16 protein-coding genes are annotated in these 19,322 nt (G+C 65.7%); 7 read left to right on the top strand and 9 right to left on the bottom strand.

What is annotated here, in order from left to right; genetic code table 11:
* Positions 1–15 precede the first annotated feature (15 nt).
* Together IEX25_RS15545 and IEX25_RS15540 are read left to right on the top strand one after the other, a co-directional pair.
* On the top strand, positions 16–1,005 hold the full coding sequence (locus IEX25_RS15545; RefSeq protein ID WP_188716160.1) for an HWE histidine kinase domain-containing protein: 990 nt from the start codon (positions 16–18) through the stop codon (positions 1,003–1,005).
* Positions 1,006–1,022: 17 nt separating this feature from the next.
* On the top strand, positions 1,023–1,409 hold the full coding sequence (locus tag IEX25_RS15540; RefSeq protein ID WP_188716159.1) for a response regulator: 387 nt from the start codon (positions 1,023–1,025) through the stop codon (positions 1,407–1,409).
* A 164-nt stretch (positions 1,410–1,573) separates the two neighbouring features.
* On the opposite strand, the gene IEX25_RS15535 is transcribed toward IEX25_RS15540, so the two are convergent.
* Both IEX25_RS15535 and IEX25_RS15530 read right to left on the bottom strand, forming a co-directional pair.
* Positions 1,574–2,563: an alpha/beta fold hydrolase gene (locus tag IEX25_RS15535; protein WP_229665304.1), complete on the bottom strand. Its 990-nt coding sequence runs from the start codon at positions 2,561–2,563 to the stop codon at positions 1,574–1,576.
* A gap of 179 nt (positions 2,564–2,742) precedes the next feature.
* Positions 2,743–3,090, bottom strand: a complete 348-nt coding sequence (locus IEX25_RS15530; RefSeq protein ID WP_158248014.1) for an ElaB/YgaM/YqjD family protein — start codon at positions 3,088–3,090, stop codon at positions 2,743–2,745.
* A 305-nt stretch (positions 3,091–3,395) separates the two neighbouring features.
* Between IEX25_RS15530 and IEX25_RS15525 the strand changes: the two genes are divergently transcribed.
* The 4 genes from IEX25_RS15525 to treS all read left to right on the top strand — a co-directional run bounded on the left by IEX25_RS15525 (position 3,396) and on the right by treS (position 11,327).
* Positions 3,396–5,477, top strand: coding sequence for an alpha-1,4-glucan--maltose-1-phosphate maltosyltransferase (locus IEX25_RS15525; RefSeq protein WP_188716201.1), 2,082 nt, complete (start codon positions 3,396–3,398; stop codon positions 5,475–5,477).
* Positions 5,477–7,000 (top strand): putative maltokinase, encoded by a 1,524-nt coding sequence (locus IEX25_RS15520; protein ID WP_188716158.1) that lies wholly within the window; start codon positions 5,477–5,479, stop codon positions 6,998–7,000. The genes IEX25_RS15525 and IEX25_RS15520 overlap by 1 nt, the downstream gene beginning before the upstream one ends.
* Positions 6,997–9,150, top strand: a complete 2,154-nt coding sequence (gene glgB, locus IEX25_RS15515; RefSeq protein ID WP_188716157.1) for a 1,4-alpha-glucan branching protein GlgB — start codon at positions 6,997–6,999, stop codon at positions 9,148–9,150. The genes IEX25_RS15520 and glgB overlap by 4 nt, the downstream gene beginning before the upstream one ends.
* A gap of 107 nt (positions 9,151–9,257) precedes the next feature.
* Positions 9,258–11,327 carry a maltose alpha-D-glucosyltransferase gene (treS, locus tag IEX25_RS15510; RefSeq protein WP_188716156.1) on the top strand — a complete coding sequence of 690 codons (2,070 nt, stop codon included), beginning with the start codon at positions 9,258–9,260 and terminating at the stop codon, positions 11,325–11,327.
* Between the two features lie 402 nt (positions 11,328–11,729).
* On the opposite strand, the gene IEX25_RS15505 is transcribed toward treS, so the two are convergent.
* From IEX25_RS15505 to IEX25_RS15495, 3 genes are read right to left on the bottom strand one after another with little or no spacing between them, the layout of a single operon-like run.
* A complete protein-coding gene (locus tag IEX25_RS15505) occupies positions 11,730–12,752 on the bottom strand; it encodes a DUF3618 domain-containing protein (protein WP_188716154.1) in 1,023 nt (340 codons plus the stop codon).
* On the bottom strand, positions 12,742–13,173 hold the full coding sequence (locus tag IEX25_RS15500; RefSeq protein WP_188716151.1) for a phage holin family protein: 432 nt from the start codon (positions 13,171–13,173) through the stop codon (positions 12,742–12,744). The genes IEX25_RS15505 and IEX25_RS15500 overlap by 11 nt, the downstream gene beginning before the upstream one ends.
* A complete protein-coding gene (locus IEX25_RS15495; protein ID WP_188716150.1) occupies positions 13,166–14,089 on the bottom strand; it encodes a hypothetical protein in 924 nt (307 codons plus the stop codon). The genes IEX25_RS15500 and IEX25_RS15495 overlap by 8 nt, the downstream gene beginning before the upstream one ends.
* A 232-nt stretch (positions 14,090–14,321) precedes the next feature.
* Between IEX25_RS15495 and IEX25_RS15490 the strand changes: the two genes are divergently transcribed.
* Positions 14,322–15,428 (top strand): YihY/virulence factor BrkB family protein, encoded by a 1,107-nt coding sequence (locus IEX25_RS15490; RefSeq protein WP_188716148.1) that lies wholly within the window; start codon positions 14,322–14,324, stop codon positions 15,426–15,428.
* A 23-nt stretch (positions 15,429–15,451) separates the two neighbouring features.
* Here the strand turns inward: IEX25_RS15490 and IEX25_RS15485 are convergent, their stop codons facing one another.
* The 4 genes from IEX25_RS15485 to IEX25_RS15470 form a co-directional block, all read right to left on the bottom strand.
* A complete protein-coding gene (locus IEX25_RS15485) occupies positions 15,452–16,372 on the bottom strand; it encodes a DMT family transporter (RefSeq protein WP_229665300.1) in 921 nt (306 codons plus the stop codon).
* A gap of 81 nt (positions 16,373–16,453) precedes the next feature.
* Entirely contained in the window at positions 16,454–17,467 is a 1,014-nt protein-coding gene (locus IEX25_RS15480) for a TRAP transporter substrate-binding protein (protein ID WP_188716146.1), read from the bottom strand.
* A gap of 34 nt (positions 17,468–17,501) precedes the next feature.
* On the bottom strand, positions 17,502–18,779 hold the full coding sequence (locus tag IEX25_RS15475; protein ID WP_188716144.1) for a TRAP transporter large permease: 1,278 nt from the start codon (positions 18,777–18,779) through the stop codon (positions 17,502–17,504).
* Positions 18,776–19,321 carry a TRAP transporter small permease gene (locus IEX25_RS15470; protein WP_103173831.1) on the bottom strand — a complete coding sequence of 182 codons (546 nt, stop codon included), beginning with the start codon at positions 19,319–19,321 and terminating at the stop codon, positions 18,776–18,778. Before IEX25_RS15470 ends, IEX25_RS15475 begins: the two co-directional genes overlap by 4 nt.
* Position 19,322: the final 1 nt, after the last annotated feature.

Below are 19,322 nucleotides of genomic sequence, written 5' to 3'. Positions count from 1 at the left end.
CTGCGGGGGCCGTTCTTGGATCTTGATGAACTTTACCGCGTGCTGCGCGGCTCGCATGTCCAGGCCGTCAGCATCGTCAACACGCTGCGCGATCCGCTGGTGGTGCTGGATGACGCGTTCAGGGTCCTGACCGCCAACCCGGCCTTCTACGACACCTTCTCGACCAGCCGGGACGAGACGATCGGGACGGCCCTGGCCGATCTTGGCGACGGCCAATGGAACATCCCCGAGTTGCGCCTTCTGCTGGAGCAGGTGATCCCCAGAAGCACCTCGGTCATCGACTACGAGGTGCGGGCCACGTTTCCCCATATCGGCCCGCGCACCATGCTGGTCAGTGCCCAACGCCTGAACCATCCCGACAGCGGCCAACGCATCCTGCTTCTGACCATCGTGGACGCCACCGAGCGTCAGCAGGCCGAGGCAGACAAGGACATCCTGATCGGGGAACTGGGCCACCGGATCAAGAACCTTCTGGCGGTGACCCGGGCGATCGCGCGGCGGACCGAGGTCGAGGGGCGCAATGCCGAGGAATACCGCGACGACTTTCTGGGCCGCTTCGATGCCCTCGCCCGGTCGCTGGCCGTCTCGGCCCAGCATTCCGATGCCGACCTGGCCCAGTTGGTCCAGGCGGTGATGCAGCCCTGGCTCGGGGACACGCGCGCCATCACCCTGGACGGGAAGGGGGCCATCGCCCTGCTGCCCAGGCAGGCCATGTCCCTGGGGATGATCCTGCACGAACTGGCCACCAATGCGATCAAGCACGGCGCGCTGTCGGTTCCCGGCGGGCAGCTGGACATCGCCTGGAGCCTTGCCGAAGGCAGGGATGGCCACCGCCAGGTGCATCTTCGCTGGCGGGAAAGCGGCGGACCGGAAGCCTCGCCGCCCGAGACCACGGGCTTCGGGACCCGGCTGATCCGGTTTGCCACCGAGGTCGACCTCAGGGGCCGGGCGGAACTGAGCTATCGTCCAGACGGTTTGGTGGCTGATCTGACCTTTCCCCAATAGTGCTTCCCGGTTGGCCGATGTCTGACAAGCCCGCTTCATGCCGCCCAGGCGACCGCGTATCCGTGCTGGTCGTCGAGGACGAGATGATGATCGCCCTGGATGTGCAGATGATGCTCGAGGACAATGGCTATGCCGTCCTGGGTCCGGTCGGCTCCGTGGAAGGCGCCTTGCGCCTGCTGGACGACACCCGCCCCGATGCCGCGGTGCTTGACGGCAACCTGCGCGGCCAGCCGGTGGAGCCGGTCGCCCGGCGGCTGCGGGGCCTGGGGGTCCCCTTCGTCCTCTCGTCCGCCTATGACAACGCCACCTTTGCCGACCATGAAGCCCTGGCAGGGGTCGAGAATGTCCGCAAGCCGGTCACCGAGGCACGCTTGATCGCAGCATTGCAGCGGGTCCTGCGATAAGGAACGGTGCGGATGCACCGCAAGGCATGGCGGCCAAGGATCACGTCATGGATGGGGGCGGCGCAGCAGGCCGTCAGCCTGTTCCCAGCGGCCGGGGTTCCGCCCTGGTTGGATGGGCAGGTGCGGCCAGGAAGGGCTTTCGTCGATGAACCGGCCCGACGGCCTCAGGCGCCGACGGCGCTGATCGCTGCCATCACGGCTTCCGGGCTGGTCTGGTGAACCATGTGGCCGCAGCCCGGAACGATGTGGAGACTGCTTTGGGCAATCGTCTGGTGAAGCCGGTGCGACTGCGCGGCAGGATCGATCAGGCGATCTTCGGCACCCACGACGATGGCGACCGGCATCGTCAGCCCCGCATAGCCCTTGCACATCGCGGCGGCGGAGGGGATCAGAAGGGCGGACTCGGCGGCCTCGGCCCGGATCTGCGACGGGCGCACGGCCATTTCCTCGGGGAAGGCCCTGAACTTGTCGGGAACGGGCGCGGGGCCGAAGATCTTGCGCATGAGAAGGGGCCAGATCAGCCTGCTGGCAAGGGGCGCGATGGTATGGCGCGCCACGTCACCCACCAGCGGCACGGCCGGACCCGAGAGAAGCGGCATGTCGATCCGGGTGGTCGGGAAATAGTAGCCGGACGCCAGCACCAGCCCCCGCACCATCTGCGGATGGTTCAGCGCCATCGCCAGGGCCACCGATGCGCCCCATGAATGACCCAGGATCACGGCCTGCGTCACGCCAAGCCGGTCAAGCGCTGCCCGGAAAAGGTCGGCCTGGGCCTGCGGGCTCCACACCCGGCCGCGCGGCCGCGGGCTGTGCCCATAGCCGGGGCGGTCGAAGACGATGACGCGGTGCTGCCGGGCCGCCAGATCGACAAGCCCGCTGGACAGGAAGTCCTGGATCATGCTGCCGTTGCCGTGCAGCAGGACCAGCGGCGGTCCCTCGCCGCGCTCAAGGTAGTGAAGGCGAACCCCGTCCACCTCGATGAACCGCCCGGCCGGGGGATTGCGCTTCTCGGCCCGCCTGGCAAGCTGGTGGTTGACCACGGCCGTGGCCGCCATGACGCCCGCGACGGCAAGTCCCAGCCGCCGCCTTCGCGCTGTCCGTCCGAAAGCGGGTCGCCTGACCTGTGCAAGGGCCTTGAAGGAATGTCCTGCCATGCGATCCGTGCTGGTTGAGGAAGAACCCGACCGGGTCCAGGAAAGGCCGCCCGCGAAAGCCGTCAGGACATCAGGGATGCTCCGAGGCCCCGAGCGACTGCGGAGGAGATCGTCCGGTCCCATCCTGCGCGTCCTGGCATGACAGGCCGCAGGATTGCCGCTGCCGGCACAGGCAGCCCTCAGCGGCGCGCGACCAGGATCCCCAGCAGCAGGCCGATCCCCGCCGCGATGCCCAGGGCCTGGGACGGATGGCTGCGCGCCCAGTCCCGGACTTCCTCATAGCCCAGTTCCGCATAGAAGGCGGCTTCCTCGGCCCGCCGGTGCCCGGTCTGGTAGACGCCTTCGGCAAGGTTCTGTCCCGCCTCTCGGATGCGGCCGGCATATTCGCGTCCCGTATCCAGGGTATCGTTCACGGTCGTGGCAGCACGCTCGGCCAGATGGGAAGCCCCGGACTTGAGATCGTCGAGGACCCCGGTTGCAGTCGTCCCAAGGCCTTGTTCGTGTTCAGCAGTCTGGTTCTGTGCCATTCTCAGGTTCTTTCTGCAGTGTGTTCTTGCAACAGGAACAACAAGACACGCCGCCACTCGTTCCATGATGCGGTCGCGTAGGTGGGAATAGGAGGGCACTGGCGTCCGAGATCCGTCAGGCCAGCCGCCGACTGAACCTGCAATAGTCTTCTGCGAACGGGATGGTCAGCGAAAAGGCAGGTCCTGCCCGTTTGGACATGCCGAACGACCTGCAGGCGGGACGACGATCACTGGGGCGTGATCGGGCAGGAACCTTTGCCGCGCAAAGCCGGTTTTCCTCGCACATGGCTGTTGGGGAAGCGATCATGCTGGGCAGTAACCGGACGAATGAAACAAGGCAGGACGCAGCCCAGGATGCTGCAGGCACAAGGCCGCAGCCGGTCCCCGAAGCAGGGTCGGACACGAGGCTGCGGGCGCTTGCCGCGCAGCGCATCGCCATCGAAGGAGTGTCGATCGAGATCGACGGTGGCCGCTTTCCTGCCAAGGCCGTCGCGGGCCAGCCCACGGTCATCGAGGCCGACATCTTCTCGGACGGTCACGATTCCATCGCGGCGGCGATCCGCTGGCACCGCGCGGGCGAGGATGGGGCGCAGGAAGCCCGCATGGTCTTTCTTGAAAACGACCGCTGGGCCGGAACCGTCACCTTTCCCGAGAACGACTTTTTCGACTGCACGATCCTGGCCTGGCGCGACCTGTTCACCACCTGGCACAAGGAGGTGACCAAGAAGCTGGCCGCCGGACAGCGGATCGGGCTGGAGCTTGAGGAAGGCCGCAGGCTTGTGCAGGCCGCGATCGACGACGGCGTGCCGGGCGAGGCGCGGGCGACGCTGGTGGGGTTGCTGGCGGCGGATGCGGCCTATGCCGAGGCGACGGGGGATGACGCAGCGGTGGATGCGGCGCGCTTCGCCCGGATGGGTGATCCTTCGGTGCTGGCCCTGATGCAGCAGGTCGGGCCGCGCACCAACCTGACCGAATACAAGACCCTGACTGTCTTCGCCGACCGCCGGGCCGCCGCCTTCAGCGCCTGGTACGAGATCATGCCCCGGTCCCAGTCGGGCGACGTGAACCGCCACGGCACCTTCGACGACGTGATCGCGCGGCTGCCCTATGTGCGCGACTTGGGCTTCGACGTGCTGTATTTCCCGCCCATCCACCCCATCGGCAAGACCAACCGCAAGGGCCGCAACAACAGCTTGACCGCCCAGGAAGGCGAGCCCGGCAGCCCCTATGCCATCGGCAGCGAGGCGGGCGGGCACGACGCCATCCATCCCGAACTGGGCAGCTTCGACGATTTCCGCCGCCTGATCGCGGCCGCGAAGGACCACGGGCTGGAAATCGCGCTGGATTTCGCCATCCAGTGTTCGCCCGACCATCCCTGGATCCGCGAACATCCCGAATGGTTCGACTGGCGCCCCGACGGCACCATCAAGTTCGCCGAGAACCCGCCCAAGAAATACGAGGACATCGTCAACGTGCATTTCTATCGCGGCGCGCTGCCCGACCTGTGGTATGCGCTACGCGACGTGGTGCTGTTCTGGGTGGACCAGGGCGTACGGATCTTCCGCGTGGACAACCCCCACACCAAGCCCTTCCCCTTCTGGGAATGGCTGATCGAGGAGGTGCGCCGCAAGGACCCCGGCGTGATCTTCCTGGCCGAGGCCTTTACCCGGCCCAAGGTGATGAAGCGGCTGGCGAAGCTGGGCTATTCGCAATCCTATTCCTATTTCACCTGGCGCAACGAGAAGCAGGAGATCATCGAATACCTGACCGAACTGACGCAGGAGGAATGCCGCGAATACATGCGGCCCAATTTCTTCGTGAACACGCCCGACATCAACCCGCGCTTCCTGCAATCCAGCGGCCGGCCCGGTTTCCGCACCCGGCTGGTGCTGGCCGCGACCCTTGGCGGCAATTACGGCGTCTATAACGGCTTCGAGATCTGCGAGGCGGCGGCGGTGCCGGGCAAGGAGGAGTACCTCAACTCCGAGAAATACGAGATCCGCGCCTGGGACATGAACCAGCCCGGCAACATCCAGGACGACATCCGCCTGATGAACCGGCTGCGCCGAAGCCATCCCGCGCTGCAGGACTTCACCAACGTGAAATTCTACAACGCGTCCAGCGACAAGGTGCTGTCATACGGCAAGCAGACCGGCAACGACTTCGTGCTGATCCACGTCAACCTGGATCCCCACAACACCCAGGTCTTCGAATTCGAGGTGCCCTTGTGGGAATTCGGACTTCCCGACGAGGCGTCCGTCGAGGTGCGCGACCTGATCCACGGCAACAGCTTCACCTGGCACGGCAAGAACCAGTGGCTGGAGCTTGAGCCGCACAGCCGTCCCTATGCCATCTGGCAGCTTTTCGCCCCCGGAGTTCCCCGCTGATGAACGATCTGACAGAGTTCATGGTCCTGGATGCGCCGGACGGGCGGGTAGCGACGGCCCTTGATGGGCGTGGGGGGACGCGGTTCAAGACCGAGATCCTGCCGAAATGGCTGCCGCTGCAACGCTGGTTCGCGGGCAAGGACAAGGCCATCGGTGCGGTCGCCATGACGCCATTGGGCGACCTGGCCCAAGGCGAGCATCAGCTGGTTTCTGTCGATGTGACGGTCGGCGACGAGGATCAAAGCTATCTGCTGCCGATCTCGGTCCGCTGGGGGGATGAGCGTTCCGGTGCGTCGAAGCCGTCTTATGCGCTGGCCGGGATCCGCCATGCCGGCCGGGCAGGCACCCTGATCGACGGCGCCTTTGACGAGCGTCTGCCGCAACTGCTGCTGGACGGGCTGAAGGAAAACCGCCGGGACGGATCCCTGCGGTTCGAGGGAACGGATGCCCTGCGCCGGATCGGGGATCCGGGCAATCCCCGGCAGCTTGGCGCGGAACAGTCGAACCTGTCCATCGCCTTCGGCGACAAGATCATCCTGAAGCTTTACCGCCGCATCCGCGAGGGCGAGCAGCCGGACGTGGAAGTCGCGAAGTTCCTGACCGAGGTCGCGGGCTTCGGCCATACGCCCCGCTTCCTGGGCCAAGTCGCGCATGGATCGACGACCCTTGCCGCGGCCTTTGCCTTTGTCGCGAACCAGGGCGATGCCTGGGCCGGTATCGTCGATGCGCTGGAACAGGAAGCCCGTGCTTCGGCCGGCGCGGCGCAGTCCACGGCGGACGCATTCGGCTTCCCCCTCGACTTGGGGTCGATCCTGGGACAGCGCACGGCGGAACTGCACAAGGCCTTGGCGGCAACCACCGACGATCCGGCTTTCGCAACCGAGGATCTGACGCCGGACCAGCTTGGCACATGGGCAGGCGACGCCGCGGCCGAGGCCGAGGCATTGATCGCGCGCCTGGAACAAGCCCGCCTGCCCGAGGATGCCGCCCCCTTGGCGCAGACCTTGCTGGCGCGGCGCGAGGCGTTGCTGTCACGGCTGCGGGCGGTGGCCGATCTTGCGCCCGACTGCAAGCTGTCGCGCATCCATGGCGATTACCACCTGGGGCAGGTTTTGCTGGCCCAGAACGACGTCGTCATCATCGACTTCGAGGGCGAACCTGCCCGCACCCTTGCCGAACGGCGCGAGAAATCCTCTCCTCTGCGCGACGTGGCGGGGATGCTGCGGTCCTTCGACTATGCCGCGATGACCGTGATCGCGCGGCACGACAGCGACAAAGCCGGGCTGGACCGGATCGAGACATGGCGGCAGTCGGTCATCCGCGACTTCCTGGATGCCTATCGCCTGCATTCGGAAGGCGCGGCCAACCTGCCGTCCGACGAGGGATCGCGCGAAACGCTGCTGGACTTCTTTCTGCTGCACAAGGCGATCTACGAGGCGGGCTACGAGTTGAGCAACAGGCCCGCCTGGATCGGCATCCCGCTGAAGGGAATCCTCGACCTGCTGGAAGGAAAAGACCAATGACCAAGGCTTCCGCATCGGAAATCGAAGCCATTCTGCGCGGCAGCCATCCCAACCCGTTCGCGATCCTCGGACCCCATGACGGCGAGATGCGGGTCTTCGCCCCGCAGGCGGCCGAGGTTGCGGTCCTGGCCGACGGCAAGCGCACGCCGCTGGAACGCGTCCACCCCGAGGGCTTCTTTGCCGGGCCCTTCGACGGCGACCGCTATCAGCTTGAGATGACATCCGGCGACCATAGCTGGGTGGTCGAGGACCCTTATCGCTTCGGCCTGGTCCTGGGCGAGATGGACGAATACCTGATCGCCGAAGGGCGGCACCGCCAGCTTTACGAAAAGCTGGGCGCGCATCCCATCACCCATGGGGGCGTGGACGGCGTGGCCTTTGCCGTCTGGGCGCCCAATGCGCGGCGGGTCAGCGTGGTGGGCGATTTCAACGCCTGGGACGGACGCCGCCATCCCATGCGCAGGCGTCTGGGACCGGGCCTGTGGGAACTGTTCATCCCCGGCCTGTCGGTGGGCGAACTGTACAAATACGAGATCATCAGCGCCCATGGCGAACGGATGCCGCTGAAAGCCGACCCGGTGGGCTTCCTGCATGAACAATCGCCCGGCACGGCCTCGATCATCAGCGGGCTGCCGGACTATTCCTGGCACGACAAGGACTGGATGGCGGACAGGGCCGCGCGGCAGGACCGCACGGCCCCGATCTCGATCTACGAGGTCCACCTGGGATCCTGGCGGCGCGGCGGCGAGAACGAGATCCTCGATTATGACGCCATCGCCGATCTGCTGGTTCCCTATGTCACCGAAATGGGCTTCACCCATGTGGAATTCCTGCCGGTGTCGGAACATCCCTTCACCGGATCCTGGGGATACCAGCCCATCGGGTTGTTCGCGCCCACCAGCCGCTACGGCTCGCCCGAGGCTTTCGCGCGGCTGGTGGACCGGCTGCACGCGGCAGGCATCGGCGTCATCATCGACTGGGTTCCCGCGCATTTCCCCTCCGACGCGCACGGGCTTGGCCGCTTCGACGGCACCGCGCTTTACGAACATGCCGATCCGCGGCAGGGATTTCACCAGGACTGGAACACGCTGATCTACAACTTCGGCCGGCGCGAGGTGGCGAACTTCCTGCAAGCCAGCGCGCTGTACTGGCTGGACAAGTTCCACATCGACGCGCTGCGCGTGGATGCCGTGGCCTCGATGCTGTATCTGGATTATTCGCGCCAGCCGGGCCAGTGGATCCCCAACCAGTTCGGCGGGAACGAGAACCTGGAGGCCATCGACTTCCTGCGCGGCGTGAACGAACGCGTCTGCGCCGATTACCCCGGCGCCATCACCATCGCCGAGGAATCCACCGCCTTTCCCAAGGTCAGCCGCCCCGTCAGCGACGGCGGCCTGGGCTTCGGGTTCAAGTGGAACATGGGCTGGATGCACGACACGCTGGGCTATTTCCGGCGCGATCCGATCCACCGCCGCCACCACCAGAACGACCTGACCTTCGGGATGGTCTATGCCTGGTCCGAGGATTTCGTCCTGCCGCTGAGCCATGACGAGGTGGTCCATGGCAAGGGCTCGCTGATCCGGCAGATGGCGGGGGACCGCTGGCAGAAATTCGCGAACCTGCGCGCCTATTTCGGCTTCATGTGGACCCATCCAGGCAAGAAGCTGCTGTTCATGGGCGGCGAATTCGCGCAGGACCGCGAATGGAACCACGACCAGTCGCTGGACTGGCACCTGCTGGACGATCCGCTGCACGCGGGGATGCAGCGGCTGGTCAGGGACCTGAACCACCTGTACCGCGACCTGCCTGCGCTGCACAGGCTGGACTGCGATCCCGAAGGCTTCGAATGGATCGACGCCAGCGATGCCGATCAAAGCGTGCTGGTCTTCATGCGGAAATCCGACGACGGTGCCCCCCCGGTGGTGGTCCTGTGCAACCTGACGCCGCAGGTGCATCACGATTACCGCATCGGCCTGCCGCAGCCCGGCGGCTGGCGCGAGATCCTCAACACCGACGATGCCGATTACGGCGGATCGGGCGTCGGCAATGGGGGATCGCTTCGGTCGGAGGATATCGCATGGCACGGGCGCAGGGCCTCGGTCGCCCTGACGCTTCCGCCGCTGGCGACGATCGTCCTGGCGCCCGAGTGACCGGGTTCGTTCCGCGCGGGCCAAGCCCCGGGACGCACGGCATTGCCGAGGAACTCCCTCCAGGCTCTGCTGTTGTTTCGAAGAACGTGAAGATGGGATTGCCTTTTATGACCACAGCGCCGGACAGCGATACGATCGACAAGCTGGTCTCCTTGTCGATGCTTCATCAAGCACGTCGCCTGGCCGAAAACTATGGCGGGAAGGGGCGGATGTGGCAAAATCCCTATGCCGATTCCCGGCCACGCGCCGCTTCGGCCATCGCCCCAGTGTGGTTCACCGCCTATCCGCCATCGGTCATCACGCGCCCCGGCGAATCCGTCCTTGGCACGCTTGGCGATCCCCGTCTGTGGTCGGCCTTGGCCTCGATGGGGGTTCGGGCGATCCATACCGGCCCCACCAAGCAGGCCGGGGGCTACAAGGACGGGCGATACACGCCGACGATCGACGGGAATTTCGACCGGACCGGCTTCGCAACGGACCCCGCTTTCGGCGCAACCGAGGAATTCCAGGCGATCAGCCGCATCGCGGCCGCCCATAATGCGGTCGTGATCGACGACGTGATCCCCGCCCATACCGGCAAGGGTCCCGATTTCCGACTGGCTGAAATGAACCATTCCGGCTATCCGGGCCTCTACCACATGGTCGAGGTTCCCGAGGAGGAATGGCCCGTCCTTCCCGACGTTCCCGAAGGGCGCGATGCCGTCAACCTGTCGCCCGCGATCGTCGATCACCTCAAGGAACGCGGCTTGATCGTCGGGCAGTTGCAGCGCGTCATCTTCTTCGAGCCGGGCGTCAAGGAAACCGACTGGAGCGTGACCGGACCCGTCACCGGCGTGGACGGAAAGGTCCGCCGCTGGGTGTACCTGCATTATTTCAAGGAAGGCCAACCCAGCCTGAACTGGCTGGACCCGTCCTTTGCGGCGCAGCAGATGATCATCGGCGACGCGCTGCATTCCATCGACCAGATGGGGGCACGGGGGCTGCGGCTTGACGCGAACGGCTTCCTGGGGGTCGAGCGTCGGACCGAAGGTCCCGCCTGGTCGGAAGGCCATCCCCTGTCGGTCACCGGAAACGCACTGCTTGCCGGCATGATCCGCAAGGCGGGGGGCTTTTCCTTCCAGGAACTGAACCTGACCGTGGACGACATCGCCACGATGTCGAAGGGCGGGGCCGATCTGTCCTATGACTTCATCACCAGACCTGCCTATCACCATGCCATTCTGACCGGGGATACGGAATTCCTGCGCATGATGCTTCGGATGGTGCATGATTTCGGGATCGACCCGGCATCCTTGATCCATGCCCTGCAGAACCACGACGAACTGACCACGGAACTGGTCCATTTCTGGACGCTGCATGCCGACGACATCTATACGTTCGCCGGCCAGACCTGGCAGGGGCGGACGTTGCGGATGCATCTGCGCGACGAGATCCGGGAAAGGCTGACCGGAACGAACGCCCCCTACAACCTGCCCTTCGTGACGAACGGAATTGCCTGCACGACGGCCAGCGTGATCACCGCCGCCCTTGGCATTTCCGATCTGGACGAGATCGGCGACAAGGATATCGAGCGCATCAAGAAGGTTCACCTGCTGCTTGTCATGTACAATGCCTTCCAGCCGGGGGTATTCGCCTTGTCGGGCTGGGATCTGGTCGGTGCGCTGCCCCTGGACCCCGCGCAAGTGCAGGACCTGATGTCGGACGGCGACACGCGCTGGATCGAGCGTGGCGCATACGACCTTACCGGACAGGCGCCGGACCAGGAGTTTTCACCGGATGGCATACCCCGGGCCCGTTCCCTGTACGGTTCGATCTGCGAACAACTGGAACAGCCGGACTCCTTCGCGTCGCAGCTCAAGCGTCTTCTTGCTGTCCGGGAATCCTATGGCCTTGCCGCCAGCCATCAGACCCATATTCCCGACGTGTCCGCGCCAGGTCTTCTGGTCATGGTCCATGTCCTGCCCAACGGGCGGGGAACACAGGTCACCGCCTTGAATTTCAGCGGCGAGGCCCTGGAGGAGGTTGTCCTGCTGACCGAGGTCCAGCCCGGCCCTGTGGTTGACATGGTCGCCGAGACGATCGTGGGGGATCTGCACGAAGACGGTGCCCTTACGATCAAGCTCAGCCCCTATGAGGGGGTTTCGCTGCGCATCGTCAGTACCTTGCCGTCGCTCTAGCGCAAGCCGCCGCGAAGGTCGCCTTGGGATGCCTGCCCATGTCGCGCGGGCCACGGCAGCCGCGCGGCTGGTCTGCTTGCCGCACGACCAAGCACAGCGCCCGGTGTAGAAGGCAGTCGCGCAGGGCTGAGGTTCACGGAAACATGGCCGGTCCTTGCCTGCCCAGGCACGGGACCGATTGCCACGGCTGCATGGACGGATCCCGGTTCATGACGTTGCAGCCGGGAAGGTCCGCAAGCTGGCAACAGCGGCCCGCAAGTGCAGGCCGCTGCAAGTTGTTCCTTCAGAAGCGGAAACTGGCCGGCAATCCGATGCCAGGCCAAGGGCGGCGGCTTGCGCCGGTTGATTGCGCCTTGGTCGCGGCGCAATCAACGTCGGCCTGGCGCAAGCCCCAACCCTGTATCAGGACCCGGAGCCGAGGCGTTCGGATGGGCTGCCTGGCTTGGACGTGGAGTCGGCATCGGAACCTTGGCGGGCACCATCGTCGTTCCCGTCGATCAGTTCCTTCTTCGCCGCCGCAGTCACCTGGGCCGCGGCCGTTTTGGCTTCCTCGAGGCCAGCCGACACGGCATTCTGGACCTTGGCCTTTTCTTCCTCGAAGATGCTTTCGGCCTCATGGAACAACTGATCGCTGTAGCTGCCAAGCATCTCGTCCTCTTGCCGGGTCCGGGGCAACAGGCAGGCAAGGCCCGCACCGATGGCTGCGGCCGCAGCGCCGAAGACCAGGGGTTCGCTGTCATAGCCCCTGGACACCGTGCGGCTGCTTTCGCGAAGGCGGCGCGCCGCGCTGTCCCGCGCCTCGACGGCGCGACGGCGGGCGTCATAAACCCGGCGCCGGGCTTCTTCGCCAAGGCCTTCGGTGCCTTCGTTCAGCCGGTCATGCAGGCTGCTGGTGCCATCGCTGATGCGGTCCTTCCAGTCATGGGCCTTCTGGCGCAGCGTGTCGGTCATGCCGCCCAGTTTGGAACTAACCCCCGAGCCTGAGTCCGATCCGTGCGAGGTTCCGGTCGAATTCCATCCACCGCGTCCGGAAGAAGGCACCGGTTGGATACCGATATTGCCAGTGCCGTCAGCATCGGTGCCGGTGCGACTGACATGATATGGATCTGATGTCCTGTCCCAATCCCTGCTGCGGCGAATGGAACGGTAATCCGTGGCCCGGTGCGTGGGATCATAGCCGCGCCCGAAGATCAGCCAGGCCAGCCCCACCCCCGTCAGCGCAAGCGCCACCGGGTTCGACCGCGCCGCATGGCTGGCGGTATTGGCCCATTCGGATCCATTTTCGCGGAACTTGTCGGTCAGGCGGCGCGCAAAGCCGTCCAGCGACAGTTCGTCCTGCAGGTCGTCCAGGGTGCGGCGCAGCGCATTCCGGTCCTGCTCGATCTCACGCTCGAGGCGTTCGGGATTGTCTGTCTCATTTGTCATTGTAGGCCCCCTTGATGGCTTGGGCGTCGCGCTGCACGTTCTGGACGGTGCGCGACGGCATCAGTGCTTCGGGCTTCAGGTCGTTCATGCCCTTGCGCAGCAGGACATAGGCCAGCACTGCCAGCACGACGCCCACGATGACCGCGCTCCAGATCGGGCCAAGCTCGGTTTCGGCAAGCGCTGCGACCAAGGCGGCCACCAGCACGTTGATGGTCACGATGGCGATGACAGCCGCGGCGGCGACAAAGCCCAGCGCGACCGCCGCCCGCTGGATGTTCTGGCTGAGTTCGGCCTTGGCAAGGGCGACCTCCTTGCGGACAAGGTCGCCCGACAGGCGGATCGCCTCGGAAGCCAGGGACGCGGGGTTCTGCGGCCTGGCTGGATCGTCGATGCGCCCGGCGTTGTTCGAATAGTCAGACATCCCGACCTCCATTCCGATCAGTGGCGGACGCATCGCGAGAGGGCTGCCCCTGGGTGCCAGAAGTGCCGCCCGTGCCGGCAGACTGCGACGACAGGTCACCGCCAACCTCGCTGCCCGCGCCACTGCCGCCGATCGTGGCCCCGGACGTTCCCATCGCAGGCGACATGCTTCCGGTGCTGCTGCTTGGGGGCATGGTGCCGGACCCGGCGCCACCCGTGCCTGCAGAGGTTGTTCCGAAGCCAGAGGTGCCTCCGCCGGCGGCCGTGCCGGATGTTCCATATCCGGTGCCGGTGCCGGACCGCCCGGTGCCGCTGTCGCTCATGCCGGCTTGCCCTGCACCGGTCCGGGTCTGTCCGGCCCCCGACATGCTGCCGGTCATGGAACGCGCCTGGCTGCCCGACTCTCCCATCGTTCCGTGGGACCGCGACGAACTGCCAGGATAGCTGGAACCTGACGAGCCGCCCGGATAGCCGGACCCGCTGTGGCCGCCGCTGCCGGTCCGATGGCCATCGGGTGCGCTGGCCAACAGGAAGCGTGCGGCCGCAAAGCCGCCCAGGGCGCAGATGCCGAGGAATGCGCCGGGACGTTCGCGGGCAAAGTCGCGGACGCCATGCACAATGTCGCTCGTGTCCGTCGAGTTCATGCTTTGCGCAAGGCTGCCGACGCTGTCGGCGGCATAGTCGAACATCCGGCCGATGCTGGAATCCGGATCGACTTCGGACCTGGCGGATCGCAGGGCCGAGGCCAACTGGTCCGCCTGCCTGGACAGGCCGCTGCGAAGGCCTTTTTCGCGTCGCGCAACTTCATCCTTCAGGGTATCGGCAGCCTGGCTGACCTTTTCGCCCGCCTGCTCCTTGAGATTGCCCAAGGTGGACTGGTTTTGTCCTGCCGAAGCGTGGTGATCGTCTGAATTCATGGGAAGCCTCCCGATGTCTGAAACGTCGGGGCCGAGGATGCGGCGCCCGAACCTTGTCATAGGGGTCACAACGACACAATTTGCCGAATGTTCCACGACGGCTTGGCAAGACGGTCCGTGGAACCAACGGCGGCTTTCCAGGCGTTCCACCGCAGCGACGCAATGTGCTTTCCCCGAAGGTTTGCAGATACGCCCGCTTCGCCCCGCTGCACCGGTACTGAAGGAACAGGCCATGTCACGACAGGATCGCAACAATCCCGGCAGAAGCGCGGAAACGCCGGCCCGCATCCCGGCCGCCGGGTGGAAGCAGATCCTGTGGCGGGTCAAGGACGAGATTTCCCAGGATCACATCTCGGTCGTGGCGGCGGGGGTCGCCTTTTATGCGCTGCTGTCCATCTTTCCCGCCATCGCAGCCCTGGTGTCCATCGCAGGGCTGGTCCTTGATCCGGCGGACATCGCGGGCCAGCTGGACACTGTGGTGGCGATGTTGCCCGAGGAAGCCGCCGGGATCCTGCAGGACCAGGTTGCGAAAGTCACGACCGGCAGCGAGACGGGGACAGGGCTGGTCGCGTTGTTCGGGGTGGCCGTGGCCCTTTACGGCGCCATGAAGGGGGTGATGACCCTGATCGAGGGGCTGAACATCGCCTATGACGAGGAAGAAACGCGCGGCACCATCAAGCTTTACCTGACGGCCCTGGCGATCACGATCGGCGCGATCCTTGGGACTGCGGCGGGGCTGGGGCTGATGATCCTTCTGCCTTCGCTGGTTGCCTGGGGCAACCTGCCGCCGATCCTCGAGACGGTGATCAACGTCCTGCGCTGGCCGCTGATGGCGGCGCTGGCGATGCTGGGACTTGCGGCACTCTATCGGTTCGGACCTTCGCGCGCGGAACCGAAATGGCGGTGGATCAGCATCGGGGCCGTTGTTGCGACGACGCTGTGGATCGTCGGCACCCTCGGCTTCTCGATCTATGTCCGCAATTTCGGCAGCTATACCGAAACCTACGGCACCCTTGGGGGCGTGATCGTGCTGCTGACCTGGCTGTGGCTGTCGGCCTTCGTGATCCTTGGCGGCGCCGAACTGAACGCCGAGACCGAGCAGCAGACGGAAAAGGACACCACAACCGGCGCACCCCTGCCCATGGGCCAGCGCGACGCGGTCAAGGCCGACACGCCCCCGCCCGGCGAACAGGGCCGTTCCGGGCAGGGCCAGGCTGGACAGAACCGTGGGCAGAGGGCGCGGAACGCAGCCGCGGCGACCTCACCGACGACCGACCTGTCCCTGGCGATGGTGCTGATGGGGAATGCGGCCTGGAAGATGTTGCGGCGAAATCGCTGACAAGGCCCGCTTGCCGGCGTCTGTCAGGCGGCGGTATCCTGTGTCGGGGTCAGGTCCGGGGCGGGCGCTTTGGAGCGGGCGGCCTCGTCCTCGCGCTGGGTGCGGCGCAGGACGATCAGGCCGGATCCCACGATCAGGGCCGCCCCTGCGATCATGCCGGTGGCCGGAACATCGCCGAACACCACGAAGCCCAGCAAGGCGCCCCAGACCAGCAGCGAATATTGCAGCGGCGCCACCACGGACGCATCGGCCAGCTTCAGCGAGCGCGTGACCAGCATATGCGCCCCCGTGGCGACCAGCCCCAGCAGGAACAGCAGGCCCAGGTCGCCCGCAGACCTGACCGGCTGCCAGTCGAAGGGCGCCAGCAACAGCCCGGCCACCAGTGCCGCCGCAAGCTGGAACAGCACCAGGTCGCGGTCGGGGGTTTCGCGCAGGGACCGGCCCAGGATGACCATCGCGGCAAAGGCCGCCGTGCCTAGCAGGGCGAACAGGACGCCCAGCCCCGACACCTGCAGCGACGGGGCCAGCAGGATCAAAACGCCCGCAAAGCCCAACCCGACGGCGGTCCAGGTCTTGGCCGACACCCTTTCGCCCAGCAGAAGTGGGGACACCGCCACGACATAGATCGGCGCGGCCATCCAGAAGGCCATCACATCGACCAGGGGCATGTAGAAGACGGACAGGTAGAAGCAGAACACCTCGGCCGTGGCGCAGATCGCGCGCAAGGCCTGCAGGCCGGGGCGGGGGGCGGACCTGACCCGCGCCACGACGCCCTTGCCGCGCAGGAAGAAGGGCGCCATCAGCAGGCAGGCGGCGACCGACCGCAGCAGGATCACCTGCGCCACGCCGTAATCGGCCACCAGCCACTTGCCGATCGTGTCGTTCAGCGCGAAGGCCGCCATGCCCAGAAGCATCAGCAGCGCGCCGGCCAGATTGCCTGACATCATGTATCCCGCCCCAAGCCCGTTTCTTGTCATGGCCGCGCCGCCGTCACCGGCGGCGCGGGCTGTCTTGAAGCCGCGGGATCAGTTTCCCGCACGCAGGTCCGCCAGGGCCTTTTGCACCTGGTCCACGACATCGGCGCCGATGGCGTCCTTGTGCTTTTCATAGACGACCTGCGATTTCTGCAGCATCTCCTCCTGATCCTCGGGCGAGATGGTGTTGAACTTCAGGCCGGCCTCTTGCATCTTCGCCAGCGAATCCTGGTTCAGCTTCTGGATCGCCTCGCGTTCCACATCGCGCCCGACGATCGCGCAATCGCGCAGCGCCTGCTGTTCTTCCGGCGAATAGGTGTTGAAGATCGCCTTCGAGAACAGGAACAGGAACGGCGTATAGGCGTGCTTCGTCTCGCTGATGTATTCCTGCACCTCGTAGAACTTCGAGGTGTCGATGGTCACATAGGGGTTTTCCTGCGCGTCGATTGCCTTGGTTTCCAGGGCCGAGAAGACCTCGCCAAAGGACATGGGCGTGGCATTGGCCCCGAAGTTCGAGAAGGTGTCCAGGAAGATGTTGTTCTGCATCACGCGGACCTTCATCCCCTCGAAGTCTTCCCATTTGGTGATGGGTCGCTGAGAGTTCGACATGTTGCGGAAGCCGTTTTCCCAATAGGCCAGGTTGACCAGGCCCACCTCGTCCAGCTTCTGGTTCAGCATGTCGCCGAATTCGCCGTCCATGATGGCATAGGCTTCTTCCGGGGTGCGGAACAGGAAGGGCAGGTCGAAGACGCCAAGCGCGGGCACCATCCCCACCAGCGGCGAGGACGAGGTGACGACCGCTTCCTGCAGGCCGCTGCGCAGCGCCTGCGTGGCCTGCAGGTCGCCGCCAAGCGCGCCGCCCCAGAAGCCCTGCATCTTCATCTTGCCGCCGGTCTTTTCGTCCAGGCAGGCCTGCATCGCCTGCATCCCGGTATTGACCGGGTGGTCTTCGTTGATGCCGTTCGACACCCGGAAGGTGCGTTCCTGGAACTGGGCCAGGGCCGGGCCGGCTGCGGTCAGTGCGGTGGCCGCGCAAAGGGCGGCGGTCAGGATGGTGTGTTTCATGGTTTTTTCCTCCCGTTTCGTTTGGTCTTGTCAGTCAGTGGAACCAGTTTGCCGGAACGATCACGATGCTGGGGAACGCCACCAGCAGCAGCAGAACCAGGATCTGCGCGACCAGGAACGGCCAGACGCCGATGATCACCTTGCCCAGCGGCACGCGGCCGACGCCGCTGACGACGTTCAGCACGACGCCGACCGGCGGCGTCAGCAGCCCGATGCAGCAGTTCATGATGAACATGACGCCGAAATAGATCGGGTCGATGCCCGCCTGGGTGATGATCGGCATCAGCACCGGGGTCAGGATCAGGATCGTGGGCGTCAGGTCCAGGGCGGTGCCGACGATCAGGATCAGGATCATGATGGCCAGCATCAGCAGCTTCGGATTTTCGATCAGCGGCTCGATATAGCCGGTGATCTCGGCGGGGATGTTGGCGGCGGTGATCAGCCAGGCCGACACCAGGGCCGCGCAGACCAGGAACATGATCGCAGCCGTTGTCCGCCCGGCCGAGATCAGCACGGCGGGCAGGTCGGCCAGCTTCAGTTCGCGATACACGAACATGCCGACGAACAGCGCATAGAAGGCCGCGATCACGGCGGCCTCGGTGGGGGTGACCACGCCCAGCTTGATGCCGCCCAGGATGATGACCGGCATCCCCAGCGCCCAGGCCGCCCGACCCGAGGCGCGCGCCCGGTCGGCCCAGCTTGCGCGGGGCAGGGTATCCACGGGGTCGTTGCCGGCCACGATGATCCAGGCCACGGCAAGCGACAGGCCCATCAGGATGCCCGGCACGATGCCCGCCATAAACAGCTTGGAGATCGAGACGTTGGCCGCCACGCCGAAGATGATGAAGGCCATCGAGGGCGGGATCACCGGCGCGATGACGCCCCCCGCCGCGATCAGCCCCGCCGAACGCGGCACGTTATAGCCCGCGCGCGCCATCATCGGGATCAGGATCGCCGCCAGGGCGGCCGTGTCCGCCGCGGCCGACCCCGAGATCGAGGCCATGATGACCGCCGCGATGATCGCCACGAAACCCAGCCCGCCGCGGATATGGCCCACGCAGGTGATGGCAAAGTCGATGATGCGCTTGGACAGGCCGCCCGCGTTCATCAGCTCTCCCGCGAGGATGAAGAACGGGATCGCCAGCAGCGTGAAGGTGTCCGCCCCGATCAGCATGTTCTGGGCGATGATCTGGGTGTTGAACATGCCCATATAGGACATCAGGACAACGCCGCAGAAGATCAGCGCAAAGGCGACCGGGGCGCCGATGGCCATGGCCCCCAGCAGCGAAACGATGAAGACCAGCAGCGTCATTCCATGTGTCCCCGGGTGCTGCCGTCCGGCAGGATGTCGTCATGGTCGCCGCCGAAGGCGGCCACCTCGGCCTCGGTGATCCTGCCGGTCAGCAGGCGGAACAGCCGTTCGGCCGTGATGACGATGATGCCGATGCCGGTGAACAGGCCGATGCCATAGACCCAGGCCATCGACAGGCCCGTGACGGGCGCGCTCATGCTGGCGTTGATGGGCAGCTGCTTCCAGGTGCCCACCGTCAGGACCCCCGCGCAGCCTAGGATCAGCAGGTCCGACAGGCCCATCAGCACGGTGCGTCCGCGCCGGCCGAACCGGGCCACCAGGGTCTCCATCCCCATGTGCTGGTGGTGGTGATGCGCCACGACCGCGCCGATGAAGGTCAGCCAGACAAAGGCGAAGCGCGACAGCTCGTCCGACACTGCGATGCCCGAGTTCATGGCATAGCGCATCACGACGTTGACAAAGACCATGATCGCCATCCCGGCCAGCAACAGCGCCAGAAGGATGTCGAGGAAGCGGAAGAACAGGTGCACCGCGCGCGCCATG

It is taken from the genome of Paracoccus acridae, assembly GCF_014642735.1.
GTDB classification, from domain to species: domain Bacteria; phylum Pseudomonadota; class Alphaproteobacteria; order Rhodobacterales; family Rhodobacteraceae; genus Paracoccus; species Paracoccus acridae.
This window is presented reverse-complemented; position numbering and strand designations above follow the sequence as displayed.